The organism is Pantoea dispersa, assembly GCF_019890955.1.
Lineage (GTDB): Bacteria > Pseudomonadota > Gammaproteobacteria > Enterobacterales > Enterobacteriaceae > Pantoea > Pantoea dispersa.
The window spans coordinates 2,372,503-2,395,579 of record NZ_CP082346.1 but is presented as its reverse complement, the minus strand read 5'-3'; the positions used below and the strand labels follow the sequence as shown (position 1 = coordinate 2,395,579).

The following is a 23,077-nucleotide window of genomic DNA, read 5'->3' as shown; positions in this document are numbered from 1 at the left end:
CTGAAACTCAGGCTGAATCCAGTACGGTCTTTCCCACAGGCCGAATCCAGCACGAATGAACCCTCTCCCACAGGCTGAACCCGGCACGCATGAACCCTCTCCCTCTGGGAGAGGGCAGGGTGAGGGCCAGGCCGCACAACCTCCACCTCAGAACCTCACCGTCCCGCTTTCAGCTTCTGGAACAGCGTTTCGTACTGCACGCTGGCGGCACCGACATCGTTCTGCCACTCACCGTTTTGGATCACTTCAGCCGGCGGATAGAGTGACGGATCGCTGGCCACGTCGGGCGGCAGCAGCTTTCTTGCCGCCAGGTTGGGCGTCGGATAACCGATGGTTTCCGACACTTTAGCCGCCACATCCGGGCGCAGCAGGAAGTTAATCAGCTTCAGCGCGCCCGCTTTATTTTTCGCATTCGCCGGGATCGCCAGGTTATCCATCCAGAAAATCCCGCCCTCTTTCGGCCAGATAATCTGCAGCGGCGTGCCAGCCTGGCGCGCCACCCAGGCGGAGCCATTCCAGATCATGCCGACGTTGACTTCGCCTTCCATAAACGGATTACCGGGATTATCCGAGTTGAACGCCAGTACGTTTGGCATCAGCTTTTTCAGCTCTTCATAGGCGGCTTCAATCTGTTTTGGATCCTGCGTATTACCGGAGTAGCCGAGCTTGCGCAGCGCCATCTGGAACACTTCACGCGCGTCATCGGTCAGCAGCAGGCTCTGCTTATACTGAGGTTTCCACAGATCGGCCCATTGGGTCAGGGTTTTTGGATCCACCTCGTCGGTATTCACGCCAATGGCGGTTGCGCCCCAGATATAGGGAATGGAATAGTCGTTGTTCGGATCAAACGGCTTGTTCAGCAGGTCAGGATCGAGGTTGCGGAAGTTGCTCAGCTGTGACTTGTCGATCTTCTGCAGCATGCCCTCGTTGCGCATTTTGGCGATGAAGTAGGTCGACGGCACCACCAGATCGTAAGCGCCTGCTTTCCAGGTTTTCAGCTTGGCGTACATGCTTTCATTGGATTCATAGGTGGAATAAATCACTTTGATGCCGGTCTCTTTGGTGAACTGCTCCAGCAGTCCGGGTGGCACATATTCGGTCCAGTTATAGAAGTAAAGCGTGTTGTTGTCATCCGCCTGAGCGCTTTGCATACCCAGTGCCAGCGCCCCAGCCGCCAGCCAGTGAGACCACTTTTTCATCGGTTATCCTCTATTTGGTTTTATCACGCAGCAACAGCTGACTGACTGCCACCAGCAGCAGCGACAGCAGCATCAAAATGGTAGCCAGCGCGTTCACCTCCGGCGACACGCCCACTTTCACCATGGAATAAATTTTCAGCGGCAAAATTTCGAAACCGGGACCGGTGACAAATGACGACACCACCACATCATCCATCGACAGGGTGAAACTCAGCAGCCAGCCCGCGGCTACTGCCGGCAGCGCCAGCGGCAGCAAAATCTTGCGCAGAATAGTCATTTCGCTGGCGCCGAGATCTTTTGCCGCCTCCAGCATGCGCACGTCAAAGCCTTTCAGGCGCGAATAGACGGTAATCACCACAAATGGCAGGCAGAAAGTGATGTGGGAAAACAGCAGCGACCAGAAGCCGAGCGAAATCCCCAGCAGCATAAACAGCACCAGCAGCGAAATCGCCATTACGATATCCGGCGACATCATCACCACAAATAGCATACCGCTGACAAACGGCTTGCCGCGAAAACGGTAGCGGTACAGCGCCACGGCGGTGAGCGAGCCGATCAGCGTCGCGCAACTGGCCGACAGCACGCCCATGATCAGCGAATGCTGCGCCGCCTGAATCAGGCTGTCGTTATTGACCAGCAGGCGATACCACTGGGTGCTGAAGCCCTGCCAGTTGATGCCGAAGCGCGAGGCATTGAAGGAGTTGACGATCAGGATGATGATCGGAATGTAGAACCAGGCATAAATCACGGCCATGAAGCCGTAGCGTAATCCGCGCGCCATCATTGCAACGCCGCCTTGTGATTCAGCAGACGCGCTGCGCGCCAGTAAACCAGCAGCATCAGCCCCATCAGCAGCGTCATGACAATGCTGGTGGCGGCACCAAACGGCCAGTCACGAATATTGAGGAACTGGCTTTTGATTACGTTACCGATCAACAGGTTCTTTGCTCCGCCCATTAAATCCGCTACGTAGAACAACCCCATCGCCGGGATAAATACCAGTAGCGCGCCGGCAACGATACCGGGCAGGGTCAGCGGCAAAATGATACGGATGAAGGTCTGTAGCCTGCTGGCACCAAGATCGCGCGCCGCTTCCAGGCAGGATTTGTCCAGCTTCTCAAGGCTGGAGTAGAGCGGCAGTACCATAAATGGCAGCAGAATATAGATCAGTCCGAGGATCACCGCTTCCGGGGTAAACATGATGCGAAACGGCTTGTCGATGACGCCGAGCCACAGCAGAAATTCATTGAGCCAGCCGCGCGTGCTGAGAAAAATTTTCAGACCATAAATGCGGATCAGCGAGTTGGTCCAGAAGGGCACAATCAGCAGAAACAGCATCAGCGGACGCAGACGCGCCGGCAGTCTGGTCAGGCACCAGGCAAAAGGGTAGCCGAGCAGCAGGCAGCACAGCGTGGCGATGCAGGCCATGTTGAGCGAGTGCAGCAGCACGTCGGCATACAGCGGATCGAGGAGCCGGCCATAGTTGTTCAGGGTGAACACCATGCTGACAAAGTGCGCGTCGTCGCGCGTCAGAAAGCTGGTGACGAAGATCATCAGATTCGGCAGCAACACAAACAGCGTCAGCCAGCCGACGATCAGTGCCACAATGGCTTTCTGCAGACGATTACGCATCCGTTTCATACGGCAGCACCACCTCCCAGTTTGGCACCCAGCTGACCGCCATTTTCTGGTTCAGCGAGTGGTCAAAATCCGGATCGTCCTCATTAAAGAACTCGCTGACGGTGAGCAGCTTGCCGTTCTCCAGTTCGACGGTGGATTCCAGCGTCATGCCTTTATAGTTGCGTTCGCGCACATAGCCGATCAGGTTTTCGCTGCGGCTGTCGTGATCAATCTCCTCGACGCGCAAATCTTCCGGTCGCAGCAGTACATGCAGCCGATCGCCGGGTTTGACCGGGAACGGGCAGTGAATATCACACTCGCGGCCTTCGACGCGAGCGCGTACCTGCGGCGCGTGCGCGCTGCCGATCACTTCCGCATCAAACACATTGATTTCGCCAATGAAGCGCGCCACAAACAGGTTAGCGGGCTCTTCGTAGATCTCGCGCGGCGTGCCGTCCTGCTCAATACGCCCGTCGCGCATCACCACGATGCGATCGGACATGGTCAGCGCTTCTTCCTGATCGTGCGTGACAAACACAAACGTGATGCCCAGCTTGCGCTGCAGCGCTTTCAGCTCGTTTTGCATCTGGCGGCGCAGTTTGTAATCCAGCGCGGAGAGCGACTCATCAAGCAGCAGCACTTTGGGCCGGTTGACCACCGCCCGCGCAATCGCCACGCGCTGCTGCTGGCCGCCGGAGAGCTGGTGCGGCCGGCGCGCGGCAAAGCTTTCCAGCTGCACCATCGCCAGCGCCTCGTTGACGCGCTGCGTCAGCTCTGCCGCCGGGGTTTTCTGCATGCGCAGGCCAAACGCGACGTTTTCAAACACCGACATGTGCGGAAACAGCGCGTAGCTCTGAAACACGGTATTGATATGGCGATGCTCGGCGGGCGTTTCAGTGATGTCGCTCTCATCCAGATGGATACGTCCGCTGTCGGCGTTTTCCAGCCCGGCGATCAGGCGCAGAATCGTGGTCTTACCGCAGCCGGAGGGGCCAAGCAGGGTGATAAATTCGCCATGACCGATGGTCAGGTCGAAATCCGGGATGATGGTTTTGCCATCGAAAGCTTTACTGATGCCAGAAAGCGTAACCAGCGCCTGTTGCGCGCGTGTTTGCGTCATTATAGTCACTCAGTCTGATGAGAATCAGGTTACAGCATAGCCGCCGGCGACAGCTTGCCGTGATGAAGGGCGCGATAATACCTGAAAAATGCGCCATTGCCATGTTCAGACACGGAATAACCTTGAAAAGTCTGCAAATTGCTGGAGTATGCTCACCGGGCCAGCCGGACGGGTGGCTGGCAGGGCGAATTTCAGCGCACGATTGGGCTGAGAGGGCTAACCTGAAGGATAATGATTTGACGCAACATGGCGATAATCAGGCCCCATGATAATAATGCAGGTTCTTTAGAGGGATGACAGATGGATCAATTACTTGAGCGTTTTCTCAGTTATGTGGCAGTAGAAACCCAGGCAAAACCTCAGGCGCGGCAGGTGCCGAGCAGCGAAGGGCAGTGGACGCTGGCGCGTCAGTTACAGGAAGAGCTTATTGCGCTGGGTTTTGTGGACGTCACCTTAAGCGATCATTGCTGTGTGATGGGTACCCTGCCGGCAAACGTCGACTGGCCGACGCCGGTGATCGGTTTTATTTCCCACATGGATACCTCGCCGGATTTCACCGCGAAAAATGTCAATCCGCAGATCATTGAAAACTATCGTGGCGGTGACATCGCGCTGGGCAATGGGGATGAAGTGCTCTCGCCGGTGATGTTCCCGGTGCTGCACAAGCTGACCGGGCATACGCTGATCACCACCGACGGTAAAACGCTGCTGGGCGCTGATGATAAAGCCGGTATCGCTGAGATCATGACGGCAATGGCCGAGCTGGCCAAAGGGGATGTGCCGCACGGCGCCATTCGCGTGGCCTTTACTCCGGATGAAGAGATAGGTCGCGGCACGTCGCACTTCGACGTTGAAGGATTCGCGGCTGACTGGGCTTATACCGTTGACGGCAGCGATCTCGGCGAGTTTGAGTTCGAAAACTTTAATGCCGCGACGGCGCTGGTCAAAATCACCGGCAACAACGTGCATCCCGGCAGTGCGAAAAACGTGATGGTGAATGCGCTGGACCTGGCAATGCGCTTCCACGCCGAGCTGCCTGCCAAAGAGAAGCCGCAGTTTACCGACGGCTATGAAGGCTTTTTCCACCTGCACACTATTAAGGGATCGGTAGAGCACGCCGAGCTGATGTACCTGATTCGCGATTTTGATGCCGACAGCTACGAACAGCGTAAGCAGCTGCTGCAGGAGATTGGCCGCCGCGTCAGTAAAGGCCTGCAGGCTGAGTGCTCCATCAAGGTGGAGATCAGCGACAGCTATCGCAATATGCGGGAGAAGGTGGAACCGCATCCGCACATCATTGAGCTGGCGCTGCAGGCGATGCGCGACTGCGGTATCGAACCGAACGTGAAGCCCATTCGCGGCGGCACGGACGGATCGGCGCTGTCATGGAAAGGACTGCCGTGTCCGAATCTGTTTACCGGCGGCTACAACTATCACGGCAAGCATGAGTTTGCGTCGCTGAATGTGATGGCGAAGTCGGTTGAGGTGATCGTGCGCCTGGCCGCGCTCGCGGCGGAGAAGAAGTAAGGGCGGATAGGGGCTGAGCGGGGCTTGCCCTCACCCTAACCCTCTCCCGCTCGCGGGAGAGGGAACCGATCAAGCGGGTATCAGGCTTTGTTTATTGCCTTAATCACTGCTTTACCCATCTTGTCGCAAGGCGAGCACGGTTTTCTCCCTCTCCCGCGGGCGGGAGAGGGGACCGATCGAGCGAGAATCAGGCTCTTTATTTGCCCATGCCGTCGCCGGCGCTTTACTGCAATCGTCGCGCGGTTTTCTCCCTCTCCCGCGGGCGGGAGAGGGCCGGGGTGAGGGAAACGGGCGCAGAGGACCTGATCAACTCAATCAGCAAAAAACCAGTACCCGCTGTTCACCAGTGCCGCCAGCTGAGCCAGCAGCGAAGGATCGTCCAGCGCATCGCCGAAATCTTCCAGCGTCAATACGTGTTTGTGTGCCAGTGCAGCCAGTACCGACGGATGTGCGCACTCGACGCGCTCACCGTTGACGTACACCGCGTCGCCCAGCGTCAGCACGCGCAGGCCGCCGAGGCGCGTCAGCGCATCACCCTGCTGCAGCGCGTCATAAATCTCATCCGGCTGATACGGCGGTTCCGGCGGTGCCACATCCAGCTCGTGACGCGACTGGGAAATAAATTCGCCAAACCACTGGTTGAACTGCTCCGGCTGATTAATCACATCCAGCATCACCTTGCGGATCCCTTCCACTTCCGACGGCAGAATCTGCGAAGGACAATCGCGCGCCGGCACATCCGGATCGCTGAAGCGGTAGCTGCCCAGTTCATGCGCCAGCATGTAATCCGCAAAGCCGCTGATCAACTCGCGTCCGTTGGGCGCGCGGAAGCCGACTGAATAGTTGAGCGAGTTCTCCAGCGAGTAGCCTTCATGCGGGAAACCCGGTGGAATATAAAGAATGTCGCCCGGTTCCAGCTCTTCATCGATGATGGCGTCGAACGGTTCAACCTGCAGCAGGTCCGGATGCGGGCAGTGCTGTTTCATCGGCACTTTTTCGCCCACGCGCCAGCGACGGCGGCCAGTGCCCTGAATAATAAACACGTCGTATTGATCAAAGTGCGGGCCAACGCCGCCGCCCGGTGTGGCGAACGAGATCATCAGGTCGTCGATACGCCAGTCGGGCAGAAAGCGGAACGGGCGCATCAGCGCAGCAGAAGGTTCATGCCAGTGGTTCACCGCCTGGACCAGCAGCGACCAGTTGCTTTCACCCAGGTGATCGTAGCTTTCAAACGGACCATGGCTGACCTGCCACTTGCCGTTGTTGTGGCTGACGAGGCGGCTGTCCACCTCGTTTTCCATTGCCAGACCGGCCAGCTCATCCGGAGAAATCGGATCAATGAAGTTTTTGAAACCCCGTTTCAGCACCACCGGGCGTTTTTGCCAGTAGCGCTGAATAAAGTCGGGCCAGTTGATGTCGAGCTGATAGTCCATGCGAGGATTCCGGTTAGGGCCATAATTGCTGCCAAGTATAACAGCCCGCGCCCGGTTCTACTCGCGGTGATGTTCAACTTCCTGCCGCTGAAAAATCACCTCCATGCGTGCGCCGCCGAGCGGGCTGGTCGTGGCGATTACCTGACCGGCATACTGCTCGAGAATATCGCGCACTACTGCCAGTCCCAGTCCCTGACCGGGACGCAGCGTGTCGGCACGCTGGCCGCGCACAAAGATCAGATCGCGCTTGCTTTCGGGAATACCGGGGCCGTCGTCGTCAATGAACAGATGCAGCGCGTTTTCCGTCTGGCGCGCGCTGACCTCAATAAATTCGAGGCAGTATTTGCAGGCGTTATCCAGCACGTTGCCCAGCACTTCCATAAAGTCATTTTGATCGCCGATAAAGGTCAGCTCCGGCGAAATATCCAGCGTGATCTCAACGCCCTTGCGCTGATACACCTTATTGAGCGCGGAACACAGGCTATCCAGCAGGGCCGAGACCGAGTGCAGATCGCGCTGTAGCGGGTTGTGATCCGCCTGCATGCTGGCGCGATGCAGGTAGTAGCCAATCTGCTGCGAGATGCGGCTGATCTGCTCGAGCATGACCGGCTCAGCCTGTTCGATGGTCAGCTCTTTGCCACCGCGCAGCGAGCGCAGCGTGCTTTGTAGCACCGCCAGCGGCGTTTTCAGGCTGTGCGTCAAATCCGACAGCGTGGTGCGATAGCGCGTGTAACGCTGCCGTTCGTTGGTGAGCAACAGATTGAGGTTGCGCACCAGGCTGCGCAGCTCCTGCGGGGGGTTGTCATCGAGATTTTCCCGGTGACCGGTTTCCAGCTCGCGCACCTGCGAAGTCAGGTGACCAATCGGACGCAGACTCCAGTGTGCCGCCAGCCACAGCAGCGGAATCACCAGCAGCAGATTGGCTGCCAGCACATAGCTGAACCACGACCACACCACGTCTGAGTGCTGCAGCTCCTGCGGGATTGAGTCCACCACCACAATGGTCAGCGCCGGCAGATTGGTGGTGGCGTCGTAGCGGTTAACCGCCACCGAGTGGGTGAAGGTGTCGTTGCTGTCACTGTCCAGCGCGTGCAGCCGCTGCTGTGCCTGCGGATTGTTACCCATCGCCGCCATACTGGTGCGATTGCTGGTATCGATCTCGTAAAAGTCTGGCTTCATCAGCCAGTCGCGGCGAATGTTTTTGCGGATTTCCGGCACGTCACGCTGCTGCCACAGCAGCTTACCGCGCTCGTCATAGATGAACACCAGCGTCGGGAAATTGAGCGTCATGCGTTCCGGCTGGGCGATGGTGAGCTTGTTGTCTTTCCACTGCGCGAGGGTAAAGAACAGATTGCTCTCGCCGCGCATCACGCGATAGGTATTTTTATCAAAGCTGACGACGTAGCCAATGACCGCCACCATGCCATACGACAGCGACAAAAACAGCACGATCGCCGCCGTCGCCAGCAGGAAACGCGCGCGTAAGGAGAAAGGGCGCTGACGACGGAGCAGCTTCATAAATCAGAGATCAAAGCGGTATCCCTGGCCACGCACGGTGTTGATCACTTCGGTCGGGTGCAGCGCGAGAATTTTTTTACGCAGCCGCCCCATCAGTACATCAATGGTGTGGCTTTCGCGCAGTTCCGCATCGGGATACAGCTGCAGCATCAGCGAGTCTTTGCTGACCACTTTACCGGCATTGCGGATCAGCGTTTCAACAATGGTGTACTCAAACGCGGTCAGCTTGACCGGCGCGTCATTCACCGTAAGCTCGCGGCGCGACAGGTCAACCTGGAACGGCGGCATGGAGATAATTTGCGAGGCGTGCCCGCTGTTGCGGCGCATCAGCGCCTGTAAGCGGGCGGCGACCTCTTCAATGTGGAACGGCTTGGTCACGTAGTCATCGGCACCGGCTTCCAGCGCTTCAACTTTCGCCTGCCAGCCTTCGCGCGCGGTCAGCACCAGAATCGGCTGACGAATGGCATCGCCACGCCAGCGGCGAATCAGCGACATGCCGTCTTCGTCGGGCAGGCCGAGATCGACCAGCGCGATATCGGGAATGTGTTCCTGCAGGAAATAGTCGGCTTCTTTGGCGTCTTCGGCGGCATCCACCTGATGACCCATGTCACGTAACTGGACTGCGAGGTGATGGCGCAGCAGGGCATTATCTTCCACAACCAGAACACGCATAGAATTTCCTTACCTTCAACTCAGTGATGATGGCGAAAAGTATACGCTACGCCAGCTAAACCGCAGATTAACACTCCGCTGTGATGCACTGGCAGGGGAACCTCAGCCACCACGTGACGTGCGTGACTGAGGTAACACCAACTTGCCATAGCCTGAGTTTTCAGAGCAAGGAATTACTTCAGGTCGTCAACCATCTGAATCGCGCGGCCGAGATAGTTGGCTGGCGTCATCTGCTTCAGGCGCACTTTCTCTGCTTCCGGCAGCTCAAGGCTGTCGATAAATGCCTGCATACCGGCTGCGTCCACGCGCTTGCCGCGCGTCAGCTCTTTCAGCTTCTCATACGGCTTTTCAATGCCGTAGCGGCGCATCACGGTCTGGATCGGCTCAGCCAGGACTTCCCAGTTGTGATCCAGCTCATCCAGCAGGCGATCGCGGTTCACTTCCAGCTTGGAGATACCTTTCAGCGTGGCCTGATAGGCGATCAAGGCATAGCCGACGCCGACGCCGAGGTTACGCAGCACGGTAGAATCGGTCAGATCGCGCTGCCAGCGTGATACCGGCAGTTTGCTGGCCAGGTGCTGCATCACCGCGTTGGCCAGCCCCAGATTCCCTTCGGAGTTTTCGAAGTCGATAGGGTTAACCTTGTGCGGCATGGTTGAAGAGCCAATTTCGCCAGCAATGGTTTTCTGTTTGAAATGGTTCAGGGCGATGTAACCCCAGATGTCGCGGTCAAAATCAATCAGGATGGTATTGAAGCGCGCGATGCAGTCGAACAGCTCGGCGATGTAATCATGCGGCTCGATCTGCGTGGTGTACGGGTTCCAGCTGATACCCAGCGAGGTCACAAACTGCTCGCTCAGCTGATGCCAGTCCACTTCCGGATACGCGGCGATGTGCGCATTGTAGTTGCCCACCGCGCCGTTGATTTTGCCCAGCACTTCCACCTTGCTCAGCTGACGCAGCTGACGTTCCATGCGGTAGGCCACGTTGGCCATCTCTTTGCCCATGGTGGAGGGCGTTGCCGGCTGACCGTGGGTGCGCGACAGCAGCGGAATGTCGCGATACTCCTGCGCCAGGCCCTTCACGGCGGTGATGATCTGGTTCCAGAACGGCACGATCACGTCGCGGCGTGCGGTTTCCAGCATCAGCGCGTGTGACAGGTTATTGATATCTTCGGAGGTGCAGGCGAAATGGATAAACTCAGACACCGCGTGCAGCGCCGGCACGTTCGCTACTTTCTCTTTCAGAAAGTACTCGACGGCTTTCACGTCATGGTTGGTGGTGCGCTCAATGGTTTTGATGCGCGCCGCATCTTCTTCGCTGAAACCGGCGACAATTGCATCAAGGAAAGCGTTTGCGTCGGCATCAAATGCAGGAACTTCCTTGATCTCTGCGGTCGCGGCCAGTTTCTGTAACCAGCGAACTTCAACCTCAACGCGGAATTTCAGCAAACCGAACTCGCTGAAAATCGCACGCAGCGGGCTGACTTTATCGCCGTAACGACCATCGACAGGTGAGACGGCGGTCAGAGAGGATAATTCCATCAGTGCAACTCCTGAATCGTTAACAATATAGGGCAGGGCGGCGCTTAATACGCCGGACCCAGCCGGGATAAAAGGGTTTTCGCTTCGCGCAGCAGACGCTGGCGCGCAAACATCAGCTGCAGACGACCGCCGCCGACCTGCTGCCACAGCACCGCCGCGCGGATACCGGCCAGCAGCGCAGCGCGAACTTTGCTCTGCACCTGCGAATTCTGCAGCACCTGCGGTGAGCCGGTCACCTGAATGCGCGGGCCGAGCGGGCTAATCACATCAACGTAAATGCCGGCCATGGCGCTGGTAATGGTGTCTGATTCCAGTTCGTAATGCGCCAGCTGACGATCAAGCTGGCCGATGCGCTGCGCCAGGGTGTTTAGCGCGGTTTTGTTACCGTGCAGTTTACGCTCCAGCACCATCAGGCTCAGGGTATAACGCGTCAAATCGGCGCTGGCACCCTGCCGGCTGCCGCTGTTCAGCACCGCCATCAGCGCTTCCAGCCCGGGGCGCAGATTGGCTTCATCATTGCCAAACACCGCCAGCGTTGAACCTGGGTTCAAATCCAGCAGGCTGCGCAGCGACACCTGCAGCGCCGCGTTGTTGCAGTTCCCCTGGTGTGCCAGCTGCTGCACCAGATGGGCTGCCTGGCAAACGCCGGCCAGCGCCAGCGTTATCTCATAATAGTTTTTAGCCACGCTTCACTCCTGTAGACGCGTCGGCAGTGCCGACTCAGGCCTCTGTCAGCGGCAGGCGCTGTTCAATAATACCGCCACCAAGGCACACGTCACCGAGGTAAAATACCGCGGACTGGCCCGGGGTGACGGCCGCGACCGGCTCATCGAAACGCACTTCAATGCGATCGTCGCCGTGCGGAATGATCTCGCAGGGAATGTCGCTCTGACGATAGCGGGTTTTCACCGTGCAGCGCAGCGCTGCGGTCACCGGCTGGCGATCGACCCAGTGCAGCTGCTGTGCTATCAGGCCCACCGACATCAGGCGCGGATGATCGCCGCCCTGTGCGACAATCAGCGTATTGCGCGCGACATCTTTGTCGACCACATACCACGGTTCGTCGTTGCTCTCTTTGCGTCCGCCGATGCCCAGCCCTTTACGCTGACCCAGGGTGTGATACATCAGCCCCTGGTGTTCACCGACCACTTCGCCGTCAACGGTTTCGATGACGCCCGGCTGGGCCGGCAGGTAACGACCCAGGAAGTCGCGGAATTTACGCTCGCCGATAAAGCAAATACCGGTGGAGTCTTTTTTCTTCGCTGTAATCAGATCGAGCTGTTCGGCAATGCGGCGCACCTCAGGCTTCTCCAGTTCGCCGACCGGGAACAGGCTCTGTGCAATCTGCTGGTGGCTGAGCGTGTAGAGGAAATAGCTCTGATCTTTATTGCCGTCGAGACCGCGCAGCAGCTGGCTGGTGCCATCGACATCGGCACGGCGCACATAGTGGCCGGTGGCAATGTAGTCTGCGCCGAGATCGTCTGCAGCGAATTCGAGAAACGCTTTGAACTTAATCTCTTTGTTACACAGAATATCCGGGTTCGGCGTGCGTCCGGCCTTGTACTCTTCCAGAAAGTGCTCGAATACGTTGTCCCAGTACTCAGCGGCGAAATTGATTTTGTGCAGTTTGATGCCGAGCTTGTCACACACGGCCTGTGCGTCAGCCAGATCGTCAGCGGCGGTGCAATACTCCTCGCCATCGTCTTCCTCCCAGTTCTTCATGAACAGGCCTTCAACCTGATAGCCCTGCTGCTGCAGTAACCAGGCGGAAACGGAAGAATCGACGCCGCCGGACATCCCGACGATCACTTTTTTCTGGCTGTTGTCAGACATGACGCACTCTTGATTACGATAAAAACAGGCGGCGCATTCTATCACGCGGAAGCGTTGTGCGCACCCTCATGAAACGGCCACTGATACGGGGCTATCAGCTGCAGCGGATAGCGGGCCCCCTGCTGCCACAGCCGCACGCTTTCGGCCACCAGCGGCGAACGCAGCGTCTCTGCGCTGAGAATCTGCGCGGGCGACAGCCACCAGCAGCAGTCAATATCGCTGTCGTGTGGCGTGGTGGTCACGGGGGCAGGCAGATCGAGGCCAAACAGAAAACGCACAAAAGGTGTATGGTCCGGGGCGATCCACTGCTGCACGCCGAGAAAATAGTCGGGCTGCGCGCTGATGCCGGTCTCTTCGTACAGCTCACGTTGCGCGGCTTCCAGCAGCGTTTCATCGGCCTCAAGATGACCGGCCGGCTGATTCCAGGTAATGCGGCCGTCGACGCGCTCTTCCACCACCAGTAATTTGCCCTGCGCGTGCACCATACAGGCGACGGTTACATGAGGTTTAAACATCGTTCCTCCCAAATAGTTAACCTGACGTTATCGAAATGTATAACCTACGTCCGGTCGCTGATGTCGCGCCATTCGCCCGGTGCCAAATCCTGCAGCTGGTAATCACCCATGGCAAAACGGATCAGGCGTAACGTTGGAAAGCCAATGTGCGCCGTCATCCTTCGGACCTGGCGATTGCGCCCTTCATACAGCGTGATTTTCAGCCAGCAGGTGGGGATAGCTTTGCGCTCGCGAATCGGCGGGGTGCGCGGCCACAGCCACGCGGGTTCAGGCACCACTTCTGCGCCCGCCGGCAACGCTGGACCATCGTTGAGGGTGATGCCACTGCGCAGGCGGGATAAATCTGATTCCTGCGGCACGCCTTCCACCTGAACGTAATAGATTTTGCCGGTGCGCTTGCCCGGCTGCGTCAGCTGCGCCTGCAATGCGCCATCGTTGGTCAGAATCATCAACCCTTCGCTGTCGCGGTCGAGACGGCCTGCGGCATACACCTCGCTCACCGGCACAAAATCTTTCAGCGTGCGGCGGCCAGCCTCATCGCTGAACTGCGGCAGAACATCGAAAGGTTTGTTAAAGAGTATGACGCGACGCGGACCTTTTGGCCGCGTGTCACGCCGCGCGGGCTGGCGCGCCGGGGCAGCAGGGCGCTTATGCTGGTGAATTCGTTGAGAAGTTTTTCGCATGGGCTTTGCAGTTGGTAACAATCGGCGCATTATAGCGCGAAACTGCGGTGATTGGCGTGGCGGAAATATTCAAGTAGTATTGACGCGCATCTTACAAATCATTAACAAAAAATCGCTCGAAGGAGAGGTTAATGGAAAGCAAAGTAGTTGTTCCGGCGGAAGGTCAAAAAATCACCCTGGATCAGGGCAAACTGAATGTCCCGAATAACCCGATCATCCCCTACATTGAAGGTGACGGTATTGGGGTTGACGTTTCCCCGGTGATGCTGAAAGTGGTTGATGCCGCTGTGAAGAAAGCCTACAACGGCGAGCGAAAAATTTCCTGGATGGAAATTTACACCGGCGAAAAATCCGTCGAACTCTATGGCCAGGATGTCTGGCTGCCGCAGGAAACCCTCGATTTAATCAAAGAGTACCGCGTAGCCATTAAAGGCCCACTGACTACCCCGGTAGGTGGCGGTATTCGTTCCCTGAACGTGGCACTGCGCCAGGAACTGGATCTGTACGTGTGTCTGCGTCCGGTACGTTACTACAAAGGCACGCCAAGCCCGGTTAAACGTCCTGAAGATACCGACATGGTGATCTTCCGCGAAAACTCCGAAGATATCTATGCCGGTATCGAGTGGAAAGCCGGTACGCCGGAAGCGGACAAAGTGATCAAATTCCTGCGTGAAGAGATGGGCGTGAAGAAAATTCGCTTCCCGCAGCAGTGTGGTATTGGCGTGAAGCCGTGTTCAGAAGAGGGCACGAAACGTCTGGTGCGTGCCGCGGTTGAATACACCATCACCAATGACCGTGATTCCCTGACGCTGGTGCACAAAGGCAACATCATGAAGTTCACCGAAGGCTCTTTCAAAGACTGGGGCTACCAGCTGGTGAAAGAAGAGTTCGGCGGCGAGCTGATCGATGGCGGTCCGTGGATGAAGTTCAAAAACCCGAACACCGGTAAAGAGATCATCGTTAAAGATGTGATCGCCGACGCCTTCCTGCAGCAGATCCTGCTGCGTCCAGCCGAGTATGACGTTATCGCCTGTATGAACCTGAACGGTGACTACATTTCTGATGCCCTGGCGGCACAGGTAGGCGGTATTGGTATCGCACCGGGTGCCAACATCGGTGACGAGTGCGCACTGTTCGAAGCTACCCACGGTACGGCACCGAAATATGCCGGCCAGGATAAAGTGAACCCAGGTTCCGTGATCCTGTCTGCAGAAATGATGCTGCGTCACCTGGAGTGGTTCGAGGCGGCTGACCTGATCGTTAAAGGTATGGAAGGCGCAATCGCTGCCAAAACAGTGACCTACGACTTTGAGCGTCTGATGGACGGCGCTAAGCTGCTGAAATGTTCTGAGTTTGGTGACGCGATCATCGCGAACATGTAATTTGTCCTGAGCAAATGCAACATGAAAGGGAGCCGCAGGGCTCCCTTTTTTTATGCTGGCAGCGGGAAGGACGTCATGTCATCGCCGGTTTGCCATGCATGACGACCGTGCGCTGCGTGGCTTTATTCCGCCGGAGGCTGTAACTGAGCGATCTGGCTATCGCGCGCCTGCGACAAACGCCAGAAATCATTGCCGGCAGGATGCTGGTAAATCCGCAGCGAAAACTGACCGACGATGGCGTAGATGAATTCAAATATCGCCGACTGGGAATTCTCGTAATCAACCCACAGTACCGAGGAGGTAAAGCAATAAACCTCTACCGGCAATCCCTCCGGTGAGGGTTTCATCGCACGCACCACGATATACATATCTTTTTTAATATCGTCGCGCTGCGCCAGCCAGGCGGTGAGATAGTGACGGAACACCGTGAGGTTGGTAATGCCGTTTTCGGCAAACCAGCGGTCACCAACCACGCTGCTATCGCGGCCATCCATCAGGATTGAAAGCTGCTCACTGACGCCGCGAATCTGGCTCATCTGCTGCACCATTTGCTGATCGAGAAAGCGAATCGAGGTCTGGTCGAGATGAAAGCTGCGCATGATACGCCGCGCGCCGGAGGAGAACATCGCCTGCCAGTTGGTGTAGGTTTCGGTCAGGAAATTTTTGGTCGGGATCCGCGACAGCGTATTGTCCCAGTTGCGGATGGTAATGGTATGCAGAGCGATATCAATCACTTCACCGCTGATGCCGTTATCCGGCATTTCAATCCAGTCGCCAAGCTGCAGCACATCGTTTGATGACACCTGAATATTGGCCACCAGCGACAGCAGGGTGTGCTGAAACACTAACATCAATACCGCCGCGACCGCACCCAGACTGGAGATGATAATTACCGGCGATTTGTTCGACATGATAGCCAGAATCATGATGGCGGAAATGATGTGCACCAGGATCTTACCGATCTGGATATAGCCTTTTATCGAGTGGTTCTTGCGCTTCGACTTACGCGAATAGGAGTTGTTAACGATCTCCAGCACTTCGTTAAAGAACAGCGACAGATAAACAAAAAACAGAATGCCGCAGATGGTTTTCACCGCGATCAGCAGATGCTCGGGCAGGTTCGGCATAAACTGCAGCAGGTAATAGACGGTGATCACCGGAATAAAATTCGACAGCTTTTCTGAGAGCCGGACGTCTTTATCCAGCGGCACCTGGTTTTTATGCGTGCTAAAGAACACGCGGCGCACCACTTTTACCACGAAGAACTTGCAGATCAGATGGGTGACCATGCCGGCAACCAGTAACAGCAGCAGGCTGAAGGTGGCGGAGAGCACCGTGTTGCCTTCAATAAACGTTTGTATGTCGCGTAAGTAATTCATTTTAACCACATGCCGGCCGGTTGAGGCGGGAATTCAAACATAAAGCGGCCACGGACGATAAGCGACGCGTGCGCAATAGTGTTGCTACGAGACCAGCGCTTTGCGCGCCGCCTCGGCAAGAAAATGGCTGCGGCTGCTGTAGCGCGCGTTATTACTGACCATCTTATCGATCTTCTCAATCAGCAGATGCGGCATAGTGATATTGATGCGCTCGGATTTGCCCAGATAGCGGGTGACATCAATATCAACGTAGATCCACACGCCAGGCTGGCTAAATTCCTGCTGCCAGTGCTGCGCCGGCTCCGGAATCAATAAGCCTTTCTCCGCCATCAGTTCAAAGTGGGCATGCAGCGCAGATTGCGCATCCTGCAGCGTTTGCTCGGGCGTATCACCGGCAAAATAACAGCCGGTGACATCCGGGAAATAACCACTGGCCGAGCCGTCAGCGTCAATCTCTACCAAAGCGGGAAACAGCATCATGTCACCTCTGAGCAAGCGGAATAAAACCAGCATGGATCAATCCAGCCTGGCGTCTTTCAGAATCTGCATCAGCGTGCCTGTCTTCATATCCTTCTGCGGATGCGGCACGGTGATCAGATGAGCTAAATCCGGATGTGAGAACTGATGATGACTGCCGCGTATGCGCTCCAGCTTCCAGCCATTCTTTTGCAGCAGTTTAATCAGCGTCGCGCTCTTCATCGGACTTCCTGTAGGTGAAATTATACACACAATACACACTGGTGCAAGGCGGTCTCTGCCATCACATCGGCGGGTCATGGCCAAACTAACCGGGACGGCCGCGACAGGCACCCGTTGATGCTGCGTTCTGCGTACTGTTTTCCACGGCTTTTTCCCGCTGCGATAGCGGTTTGCGTAAAACTTTGAAACAGTTAACATCCCGGCACCGGCGCGCGTGCCATTTGCTGGCTGAACCGCTATCTTCAGCCTTCATCAATCCGGAGGTGCTATGCAAGGTGTGATCAAGTTTGTAAAAGGCTGGCTGATTTTTTCCCTGCTATGGGGCATTTTTATGTGGTTTGTATCCTGGCAGGCACAGGGCAAAACGCCGGGCATGATGATTGTCATGAGCCTGTATGCCGGTTTGATTTATCAGGCATTAATGACCATGGTGGCGCGTTACAAAGCGCGGCGCGCACAGGCCTGATTATTCACAACTGCCGACATAGCTTTGCGTCGCGCTGACGCTAATTTGCATGACATCCGGCAAGCTGAGCGCTCACTAATCAGCGTGTAAGGCGGGCAGGATGGGAAGAACGTTACTGACGGGATGGTTTTTATTGCTGCTATCACTGGCGGCCAGTGCACAATTACCGGTGGGTCCTGTGGTGATGGCGGGGCAGCATGGGCGCCACCTTGCCGGGCAAAGCAGTACGGCAGATGTCGCCGAGACGCCGGATGAACATATTCAGGAACGACGGGACGGCGTGCCGCAGCGGCATTGAGTATCGGGGCCGCACGGGCCCCGATCGCCGGGGATTATTTACGGCCCAGCAGGAAACCGACAATCACGCCGATGCTGGCGGCAACGGCCAGTCCGGTCGCCGGGTTGTCGCGTACCGATCTCACCACGCAGTCTGCTGCATCCTGCACTGCATAACTGGCCTGCGCCGGATAGCGTCGCGCGGCACCGCGTGCCTGATGGCGGCGTGAACCGGTGAACTCGCCAAATTTTTCCTGTACGGCACCCGCCGCTTCATTCAATTTTGCTTCCGCTTTATCGGTCATATTAACTCCCTGAGAGTGGTGAATGTCTCTTTCAGCGTAGACAGAGAAGTGCAGACCGGCAACCTGGTGGCTTTTCAGGATGTAACAGTGGTTTGCAGGAATCGGCATTGCTGTCCATACCTGGTAAGGACCACGCTAAGCTGCGCCAACCTCACGCAGCGCTCACTGAACGGAGGAGAAATGAAACGCGATATCCTGAATGAAGACGATTACGATGAAGTTTGCCGGGTGATTGGCGATGCGGTGATTGTCCTTTCCGAGTGCGGTCATGAAACCAGACGGGAGGAGATTGCCCGTTTGCTGCAGCGTACGCGCCACGATCGCGCCCACGACGAACGCGATGAACAGCGTATGCTCGAGCACGCGATTCGTCTGGTACGGCCGTAAGCGCAGGGCGTCACGCGGACGCCCTCACTGCTGGCCGCGATACGCCGGGTACCAGCTCACCAGGAAATGGCGCAGGTGATCAAAACACCATTCGGCATCGTCCGCCTGCTGGCAGTAATAGCGAATGGTGACCTTCTCATAGCGGCGATGGCGCTGCTGCAGCGGCGACCAGCTCCAGTCCAGCACCGCGCGCGCATAGTTGACCAGCGCGTCGCGTGGCATGCTGTGCTGCTGCTCCTGGCGGCGCAGATACATCTCAAAGAACTGATCGAGGCTCTGTGTCTCTTCGCTGCTACAGTCCAGCGTGGGGCGGAACGCCACATCGAGAAAGCCGCACACGCCGTCTGCGCGCTGCTGCCAGTCACAGGCCAGCGTCATAAACAGGCCATCCTGCAGATTGACCTCTTCCAGCAGACGACGCAAATTTTCAGAATGTTTACCGGCGGCGATCTCATCAATGCGATCGGTTTCCAGCGTCAGGTCAAAACCGCACGGGTTGACCGAGCCATCCGCGTCTCGGGTGGCCGGAAAGGGGAAATCGATATAACCGTTATTGTCCAGACTCTTTTCCATAATGCAGGTCCGCAGCATGACAAACGCTGACAATAAACCATCTGCGCGTGCCACGCACGGCTTATGGACACGTCCAGGTAATCATGGTGTTACGCGACGGGTTGATCAGGCGGAACTGCTTGTCGCTGAGCCGCTGTGCATAAAAGCCTTCCGGCGTCACGGCAGAAGGGACATAGCGGAAACGGTCGGTGGAGTGCAGTGCGCCGCTGCTCAGCGTTACGCCATCGCGCGCCACCGAAAACGAATTCACCAAATCGAAGATGCGCCCTTCGGTGTGGCCCAGCGACTGACCATAGAGCGTTGCGACCTCGCCGGGGCAATCGACGCCTTTCGGCGTGGAGCTGCAGCCAGCCAGCAGGATAAGTGTGAGTAGAAAACTGAGTCTTAACATGGTCCTGTTCCTGGTGCATTCCCTGATTTATGCTGGCCTGACGATGCGCGCCACTGATCCGATCATAGCATGTCTGACGCCACTGCCCATTTGCCATTTGTTTAATCGTTAAGCGGTAAGCATGTAAAGGGGTGACTTTGCTAGCAGATAAACGTTATTCTTGCCAGCGTTGCGCACCAGGTAAGCAAAACAAGGGTAAATCCATGAGAGAAGAAGAAGCCAGTTTAATGATTCTTCAGCACGCGATTGATAAGTTAGACGCCGACAAAAAACAGCAGGTGATGAACTGCGTGACGGCGATCCATGAAGTTATGCAGCGTTTCGATCCAGACGATGCCGGACTGGCGCTGATGCTGGTGGCCGCACAGGTCGCGGCAGAGTAGTTCCATCCCATCCCGGTCTTAACCATTTATTTCACCCACCAGCCAGCGGTGAATCACCCGCACCATATATTGCTGCTGCTCTGCCGTTAACGGCTGATGCGCAGCAATGCCATGCCATTTTGCCAGACAGCCGCGGCAGCAGGTTGCCGTGGCGTGCTGGGCGATAAACACCGGATGGCCGCGCATTGGCGTCTGTTTGCCATCATTCTTTGGTTCGGCTGCGGCCAGTCTTTGCTGGATAAAATCGGCCGCGTGTTGATCGATTACCGCCGGGCCTTTCTCAATACAGTACTGTCGCTCTTTCGCGCCTAAATGGAAGCGGCGGCGAAACGGCGATTGCGCCAGCCGCGCGAATAATGCCTGTTCATCTCGCATAACATCCTCCTGACGCGATCTTAGCGCATTTTACTTAACTCGTTACAAAGATATCCCGATCGCATAAAACCTCACAAAATCAGTGTTGTGGAGGCGTTCTTCCTGCCCGCAGTGGCTGACCTGCGGTCGCAGATTACCGCACCGGCGGCGGTTGTATGTTACCCTCTGGCCAATTAAATTCGTGCAAAATCATGATCTAACCTCAGTGGAGAACCCCATGAAGGCGATAACCCTTGCCGCGCTCCTGATGGCCTGCCAGATTGCCCCCGCGTGGAGCGAAAGCGAATTCCAGATCACCTGCCCGGGCCGCCCCACCATGACGGTATCGCGTGCCGCTTACGGGCTTAGCACGCTGATGTGGCCAACCCGGCATTTCCAGATTGCCGCCGGGCAGCAGCGCACGCGTCTGCAGGACGGCGATAAGGTCGCCATTACCCGTTTCCGTAATGGCGATCAGCTGATCGTGAATAAAAACAGCGGCGAAACCTTTTTCGTCTACGCCGACAGCGATAAGCTGTTGCCCTGCAACCGCACGGAAAAACGCGATGCTGATATTCTGTCGCTGGAGCGCTACGACGACCGCCAGCACCCCTCTTCATAATGCCGCCACAAGGAGCCGACCATGCAATTAAGCGTTACGGATAGCGTCACGCATCAGGATCTGGATGAAATGCGCCTCGGCCTGAACGCCTTCAACAGCCGCTTTATTGACATCAATGAGATGAAAGCTATCGGTGTGTTCATTAAAGACGGCGCCGGAAAAAAGCTGGCGGGGCTGACGGGCTCAACCTATGGCAACTGGTTACGCATTGATATGCTGTGGGTCAGCGATGGGTTACGCGGGCAGGGCGCCGGCAGCCAGTTGATTCAGGCTGCCGAACAGGAAGCCCGCGCACGCGGCTGCCGTTACGCGCAGGTGGATACCGCCAGCTTTCAGGCGCGGCCGTTTTATGAAAAGCTTGGCTATACGCTTCGTTTTAGCCTTGACCATTATCCGCGCGAACATCAGCGTCACTATCTGAGCAAGACGCTGTAATCACAGCGGTGGCTGCTGGCGCAGGTCCAGCGGCGACTGTTCCGCTTCATCAATCGCGGCCAGCCAGCTCTGTAAATCGACCTTTGCCCAGGAGAGATGCCCGCGCGTGGTGCTCATCAGCACCACATCCGGACGCAGCGAGCGGTACAGCTCCAGCGACTGCTGCAGCTCCGCAGGATTACTGTCCGGCACCAGCACGCTAATCCAGCGATGGTAATCCCGCGTCAGGGTGTCGCCGACAAACAGGTAGGTCTGGCCGAGCGGTGAGTGATACAGGTAGCTGCAGCTGCCCGGCGTGTGGCCCGGCGTGGGCAGCAGGTGAAAGTCGCCAAAATGTACGTCCTGATGCGTGAAGGTTTCGTCCGGCTCAATCACCAGGCTCACCGGGCCGAGCGAGCGGCTGTGGCAATACAGCGCACTATTGAAGCGCTGCTGAATGGCCCGCGCGCCCGGCGCGGCTTCGTGCCAGTGGGTAAAATAGTGGCGAATCACGCCGCCCGCGTCCGCGAGCACTTCATGATCCAGCAGCTGCTCAACGCGACCAATCAACAGGTTGCCGCGCGGATGGCGCAGCATAAACCCGTGCATCATTAAATCATTTGCCGTCTCTTCGGCGGGAAATTCCGGCGTGGAGATCCACAAGTCTTCGTACAGCGGCTTCAATAGCGGTCTCCTGCGGCAACACGTCAGCGCAACGTCGGATGGCCGGTAAAGGCTAACCGCGCGGCGCCCTGGTCAATCTCAAGCGTGGCGCTGGCGCCGAGCGGCAGCGTCACGGTATCGGCATCATGGCCAAACGGCAGATCGCTGATCACCGCAATCTGGTACTCGTCACGCAACCGCTGCCACACCGTGGCGAAATCAAAGCCGTTGTCGTAATCGGACAGGGCGGTGCTGGTGAAGCTGCCGGTGACAATGGCGCGCTGGCGCGCCAGAATACCGCTCTGCTGCAGCTGAATCAGCATACGCTCAATGCGGAACGGATGCTCATTCACATCCTCGATCACCAGAATGCCGTCTTCAATCTGCGGCAGCCACGGCGTGCCAATCAGGGAGCAGATCATCGCCAGATTGCCGCCCCACAGCGTGCCCTGCCAGCGGCCGCGATCCGGACTGGCGCTGTGCCACGCCAGATTGACTGTAGGAGATGTTAGCGCCTGCCAAAAGTGGCTGACGGTAAATTCAGATAAAGCCTCCGCGCCAAAATTGCCGGCCAGCATCGGTCCGCTGAAGGTGATTAGCCCGGTTTGCGCCAGCAGCGCCAGCTGAATAGCGGTGAAATCACTGTGGCCGCACAGCGCAATAGGCTGATTAAGCAGGCGACGCTGCAGCGCCACATAGTCGAGGTGATCGAGCAGGCGTGAGGCACCATAGCCGCCGCGCACCGCCAGTACGATATCCGGTAGCGACGCCAGCGACGCCAGCGCATTCACATCCTGCAGGCGCTGCGCGTCATCACCGGCAAAACGCTGCCAGCGGCGCGTAATGGCTTCCGGGTTTTGCAGTTGATGGCCTTCCGCCTGCAGGCGCTCCACCGCGCGGCGGGCGGCGTCCTGATTGTGGCAATAACCGGAAGGGGCGATGAGGCGTATTGAACGAGGGGCGAGCATAACTTCCATCCTGCTGTCTATTGGCCTGCCGATGATGACGAAATGCGTTACCGAAGTCACGGTAGCACAAGGTTTTTTACGTATTTAGGATAAACGGTAATTTTACCTTTTACCGTCATGGTTATGATAGCTTGCGCCAATCCTATAGCGG

The 23,077-nt window shown here is 57.1% G+C and carries 29 protein-coding genes; 8 read left to right on the top strand and 21 right to left on the bottom strand.

The window, feature by feature from the left end; genetic code table 11:
• Positions 1–155: 155 nt before the first annotated feature.
• From potD to potA, 4 genes are read right to left on the bottom strand one after another with little or no spacing between them, the layout of a single operon-like run.
• On the bottom strand, positions 156–1,199 hold the full coding sequence (gene potD, locus K7H94_RS11140) for a spermidine/putrescine ABC transporter substrate-binding protein PotD (protein ID WP_222951046.1): 1,044 nt from the start codon (positions 1,197–1,199) through the stop codon (positions 156–158).
• 10 nt (positions 1,200–1,209) lie between these two features.
• Positions 1,210–1,983, bottom strand: a complete 774-nt coding sequence (gene potC / locus K7H94_RS11135) for a spermidine/putrescine ABC transporter permease PotC (RefSeq protein ID WP_222951045.1) — start codon at positions 1,981–1,983, stop codon at positions 1,210–1,212.
• A complete protein-coding gene (gene potB / locus K7H94_RS11130; protein ID WP_104092825.1) occupies positions 1,980–2,831 on the bottom strand; it encodes a spermidine/putrescine ABC transporter permease PotB in 852 nt (283 codons plus the stop codon). Before potB ends, potC begins: the two co-directional genes overlap by 4 nt.
• Positions 2,824–3,939 (bottom strand): spermidine/putrescine ABC transporter ATP-binding protein PotA, encoded by a 1,116-nt coding sequence (gene potA, locus K7H94_RS11125; RefSeq protein ID WP_058759491.1) that lies wholly within the window; start codon positions 3,937–3,939, stop codon positions 2,824–2,826. The genes potB and potA overlap by 8 nt, the downstream gene beginning before the upstream one ends.
• A 300-nt stretch (positions 3,940–4,239) precedes the next feature.
• Between potA and pepT the strand changes: the two genes are divergently transcribed.
• The gene (pepT, locus tag K7H94_RS11120) at positions 4,240–5,466 is read left to right on the top strand and encodes a peptidase T (protein ID WP_021506380.1); all 1,227 of its coding nucleotides are present in this window, start codon (positions 4,240–4,242) and stop codon (positions 5,464–5,466) included.
• A 311-nt stretch (positions 5,467–5,777) separates the two neighbouring features.
• On the opposite strand, the gene K7H94_RS11115 is transcribed toward pepT, so the two are convergent.
• The 8 genes from K7H94_RS11115 to rluE form a co-directional block, all read right to left on the bottom strand.
• On the bottom strand, positions 5,778–6,899 hold the full coding sequence (locus K7H94_RS11115; protein ID WP_222951044.1) for a ribosomal protein uL16 3-hydroxylase: 1,122 nt from the start codon (positions 6,897–6,899) through the stop codon (positions 5,778–5,780).
• Positions 6,900–6,956: 57 nt separating this feature from the next.
• Entirely contained in the window at positions 6,957–8,417 is a 1,461-nt protein-coding gene (gene phoQ, locus K7H94_RS11110; RefSeq protein ID WP_021506378.1) for a two-component system sensor histidine kinase PhoQ, read from the bottom strand.
• A 3-nt stretch (positions 8,418–8,420) separates the two neighbouring features.
• Positions 8,421–9,089 carry a two-component system response regulator PhoP gene (phoP, locus tag K7H94_RS11105; protein WP_010617222.1) on the bottom strand — a complete coding sequence of 223 codons (669 nt, stop codon included), beginning with the start codon at positions 9,087–9,089 and terminating at the stop codon, positions 8,421–8,423.
• Between the two features lie 173 nt (positions 9,090–9,262).
• Entirely contained in the window at positions 9,263–10,633 is a 1,371-nt protein-coding gene (gene purB / locus K7H94_RS11100) for an adenylosuccinate lyase (RefSeq protein WP_088517708.1), read from the bottom strand.
• Between the two features lie 44 nt (positions 10,634–10,677).
• Positions 10,678–11,319: a high frequency lysogenization protein HflD gene (hflD, locus tag K7H94_RS11095; protein WP_222951043.1), complete on the bottom strand. Its 642-nt coding sequence runs from the start codon at positions 11,317–11,319 to the stop codon at positions 10,678–10,680.
• Between the two features lie 34 nt (positions 11,320–11,353).
• A complete protein-coding gene (gene mnmA, locus K7H94_RS11090) occupies positions 11,354–12,466 on the bottom strand; it encodes a tRNA 2-thiouridine(34) synthase MnmA (RefSeq protein WP_222951042.1) in 1,113 nt (370 codons plus the stop codon).
• A gap of 41 nt (positions 12,467–12,507) precedes the next feature.
• The gene (locus K7H94_RS11085) at positions 12,508–12,981 is read right to left on the bottom strand and encodes an NUDIX domain-containing protein (protein ID WP_215786129.1); all 474 of its coding nucleotides are present in this window, start codon (positions 12,979–12,981) and stop codon (positions 12,508–12,510) included.
• A gap of 44 nt (positions 12,982–13,025) precedes the next feature.
• Positions 13,026–13,694 carry a 23S rRNA pseudouridine(2457) synthase RluE gene (gene rluE, locus K7H94_RS11080; RefSeq protein WP_150058306.1) on the bottom strand — a complete coding sequence of 223 codons (669 nt, stop codon included), beginning with the start codon at positions 13,692–13,694 and terminating at the stop codon, positions 13,026–13,028.
• Positions 13,695–13,795: 101 nt separating this feature from the next.
• On the opposite strand from rluE, the gene icd reads away from it, so the two are divergent.
• The gene (gene icd, locus K7H94_RS11075) at positions 13,796–15,046 is read left to right on the top strand and encodes an NADP-dependent isocitrate dehydrogenase (protein WP_010617214.1); all 1,251 of its coding nucleotides are present in this window, start codon (positions 13,796–13,798) and stop codon (positions 15,044–15,046) included.
• Between the two features lie 122 nt (positions 15,047–15,168).
• Here icd and K7H94_RS11070 read toward each other — a convergent pair whose 3' ends face one another.
• The 3 genes from K7H94_RS11070 to K7H94_RS11060 form a co-directional block, all read right to left on the bottom strand.
• A complete protein-coding gene (locus K7H94_RS11070) occupies positions 15,169–16,425 on the bottom strand; it encodes a mechanosensitive ion channel family protein (protein ID WP_222951041.1) in 1,257 nt (418 codons plus the stop codon).
• A gap of 84 nt (positions 16,426–16,509) precedes the next feature.
• Complete coding sequence (locus K7H94_RS11065) at positions 16,510–16,902, bottom strand: type II toxin-antitoxin system HicB family antitoxin (RefSeq protein ID WP_022548759.1); 393 nt, start codon at positions 16,900–16,902, stop codon at positions 16,510–16,512.
• A gap of 39 nt (positions 16,903–16,941) precedes the next feature.
• The gene (locus tag K7H94_RS11060) at positions 16,942–17,124 is read right to left on the bottom strand and encodes a type II toxin-antitoxin system HicA family toxin (RefSeq protein ID WP_059010332.1); all 183 of its coding nucleotides are present in this window, start codon (positions 17,122–17,124) and stop codon (positions 16,942–16,944) included.
• A gap of 268 nt (positions 17,125–17,392) precedes the next feature.
• On the opposite strand from K7H94_RS11060, the gene K7H94_RS11055 reads away from it, so the two are divergent.
• Positions 17,393–17,590 carry a DUF6404 family protein gene (locus K7H94_RS11055; protein WP_021506369.1) on the top strand — a complete coding sequence of 66 codons (198 nt, stop codon included), beginning with the start codon at positions 17,393–17,395 and terminating at the stop codon, positions 17,588–17,590.
• 100 nt (positions 17,591–17,690) lie between these two features.
• Entirely contained in the window at positions 17,691–17,888 is a 198-nt protein-coding gene (locus K7H94_RS11050) for a hypothetical protein (protein ID WP_153002028.1), read from the top strand.
• Positions 17,889–17,922: 34 nt separating this feature from the next.
• Here K7H94_RS11050 and K7H94_RS11045 read toward each other — a convergent pair whose 3' ends face one another.
• Positions 17,923–18,171: a DUF883 family protein gene (locus K7H94_RS11045; protein WP_021506368.1), complete on the bottom strand. Its 249-nt coding sequence runs from the start codon at positions 18,169–18,171 to the stop codon at positions 17,923–17,925.
• A 180-nt stretch (positions 18,172–18,351) separates the two neighbouring features.
• Between K7H94_RS11045 and K7H94_RS11040 the strand changes: the two genes are divergently transcribed.
• Entirely contained in the window at positions 18,352–18,558 is a 207-nt protein-coding gene (locus K7H94_RS11040; protein WP_021506367.1) for a DUF2767 family protein, read from the top strand.
• Between the two features lie 24 nt (positions 18,559–18,582).
• Here the strand turns inward: K7H94_RS11040 and K7H94_RS11035 are convergent, their stop codons facing one another.
• Together K7H94_RS11035 and K7H94_RS11030 are read right to left on the bottom strand one after the other, a co-directional pair.
• Complete coding sequence (locus K7H94_RS11035; protein ID WP_058769856.1) at positions 18,583–19,131, bottom strand: hypothetical protein; 549 nt, start codon at positions 19,129–19,131, stop codon at positions 18,583–18,585.
• A gap of 61 nt (positions 19,132–19,192) precedes the next feature.
• Positions 19,193–19,522 (bottom strand): hypothetical protein, encoded by a 330-nt coding sequence (locus tag K7H94_RS11030; protein ID WP_222951040.1) that lies wholly within the window; start codon positions 19,520–19,522, stop codon positions 19,193–19,195.
• Between the two features lie 203 nt (positions 19,523–19,725).
• Here K7H94_RS11030 and K7H94_RS11025 point away from each other — a divergent pair, with 203 nt between their 5' ends.
• On the top strand, positions 19,726–19,905 hold the full coding sequence (locus tag K7H94_RS11025) for a hypothetical protein (RefSeq protein WP_031279245.1): 180 nt from the start codon (positions 19,726–19,728) through the stop codon (positions 19,903–19,905).
• A gap of 18 nt (positions 19,906–19,923) precedes the next feature.
• On the opposite strand, the gene K7H94_RS11020 is transcribed toward K7H94_RS11025, so the two are convergent.
• Positions 19,924–20,280, bottom strand: a complete 357-nt coding sequence (locus K7H94_RS11020) for a DUF4186 domain-containing protein (RefSeq protein ID WP_010617204.1) — start codon at positions 20,278–20,280, stop codon at positions 19,924–19,926.
• 217 nt (positions 20,281–20,497) lie between these two features.
• On the opposite strand from K7H94_RS11020, the gene K7H94_RS11015 reads away from it, so the two are divergent.
• Positions 20,498–20,881, top strand: a complete 384-nt coding sequence (locus K7H94_RS11015; RefSeq protein WP_058757612.1) for a hypothetical protein — start codon at positions 20,498–20,500, stop codon at positions 20,879–20,881.
• Between the two features lie 21 nt (positions 20,882–20,902).
• A complete protein-coding gene (locus tag K7H94_RS11010; protein ID WP_058757613.1) occupies positions 20,903–21,316 on the top strand; it encodes a GNAT family N-acetyltransferase in 414 nt (137 codons plus the stop codon).
• On the opposite strand, the gene K7H94_RS11005 is transcribed toward K7H94_RS11010, so the two are convergent.
• A complete protein-coding gene (locus K7H94_RS11005; protein WP_222951039.1) occupies positions 21,317–21,979 on the bottom strand; it encodes an MBL fold metallo-hydrolase in 663 nt (220 codons plus the stop codon).
• Positions 21,980–22,002: 23 nt separating this feature from the next.
• Positions 22,003–22,926 carry a muramoyltetrapeptide carboxypeptidase gene (gene ldcA, locus K7H94_RS11000; RefSeq protein ID WP_222951038.1) on the bottom strand — a complete coding sequence of 308 codons (924 nt, stop codon included), beginning with the start codon at positions 22,924–22,926 and terminating at the stop codon, positions 22,003–22,005.
• Between the last annotated feature and the right edge of the window lie 151 nt (positions 22,927–23,077).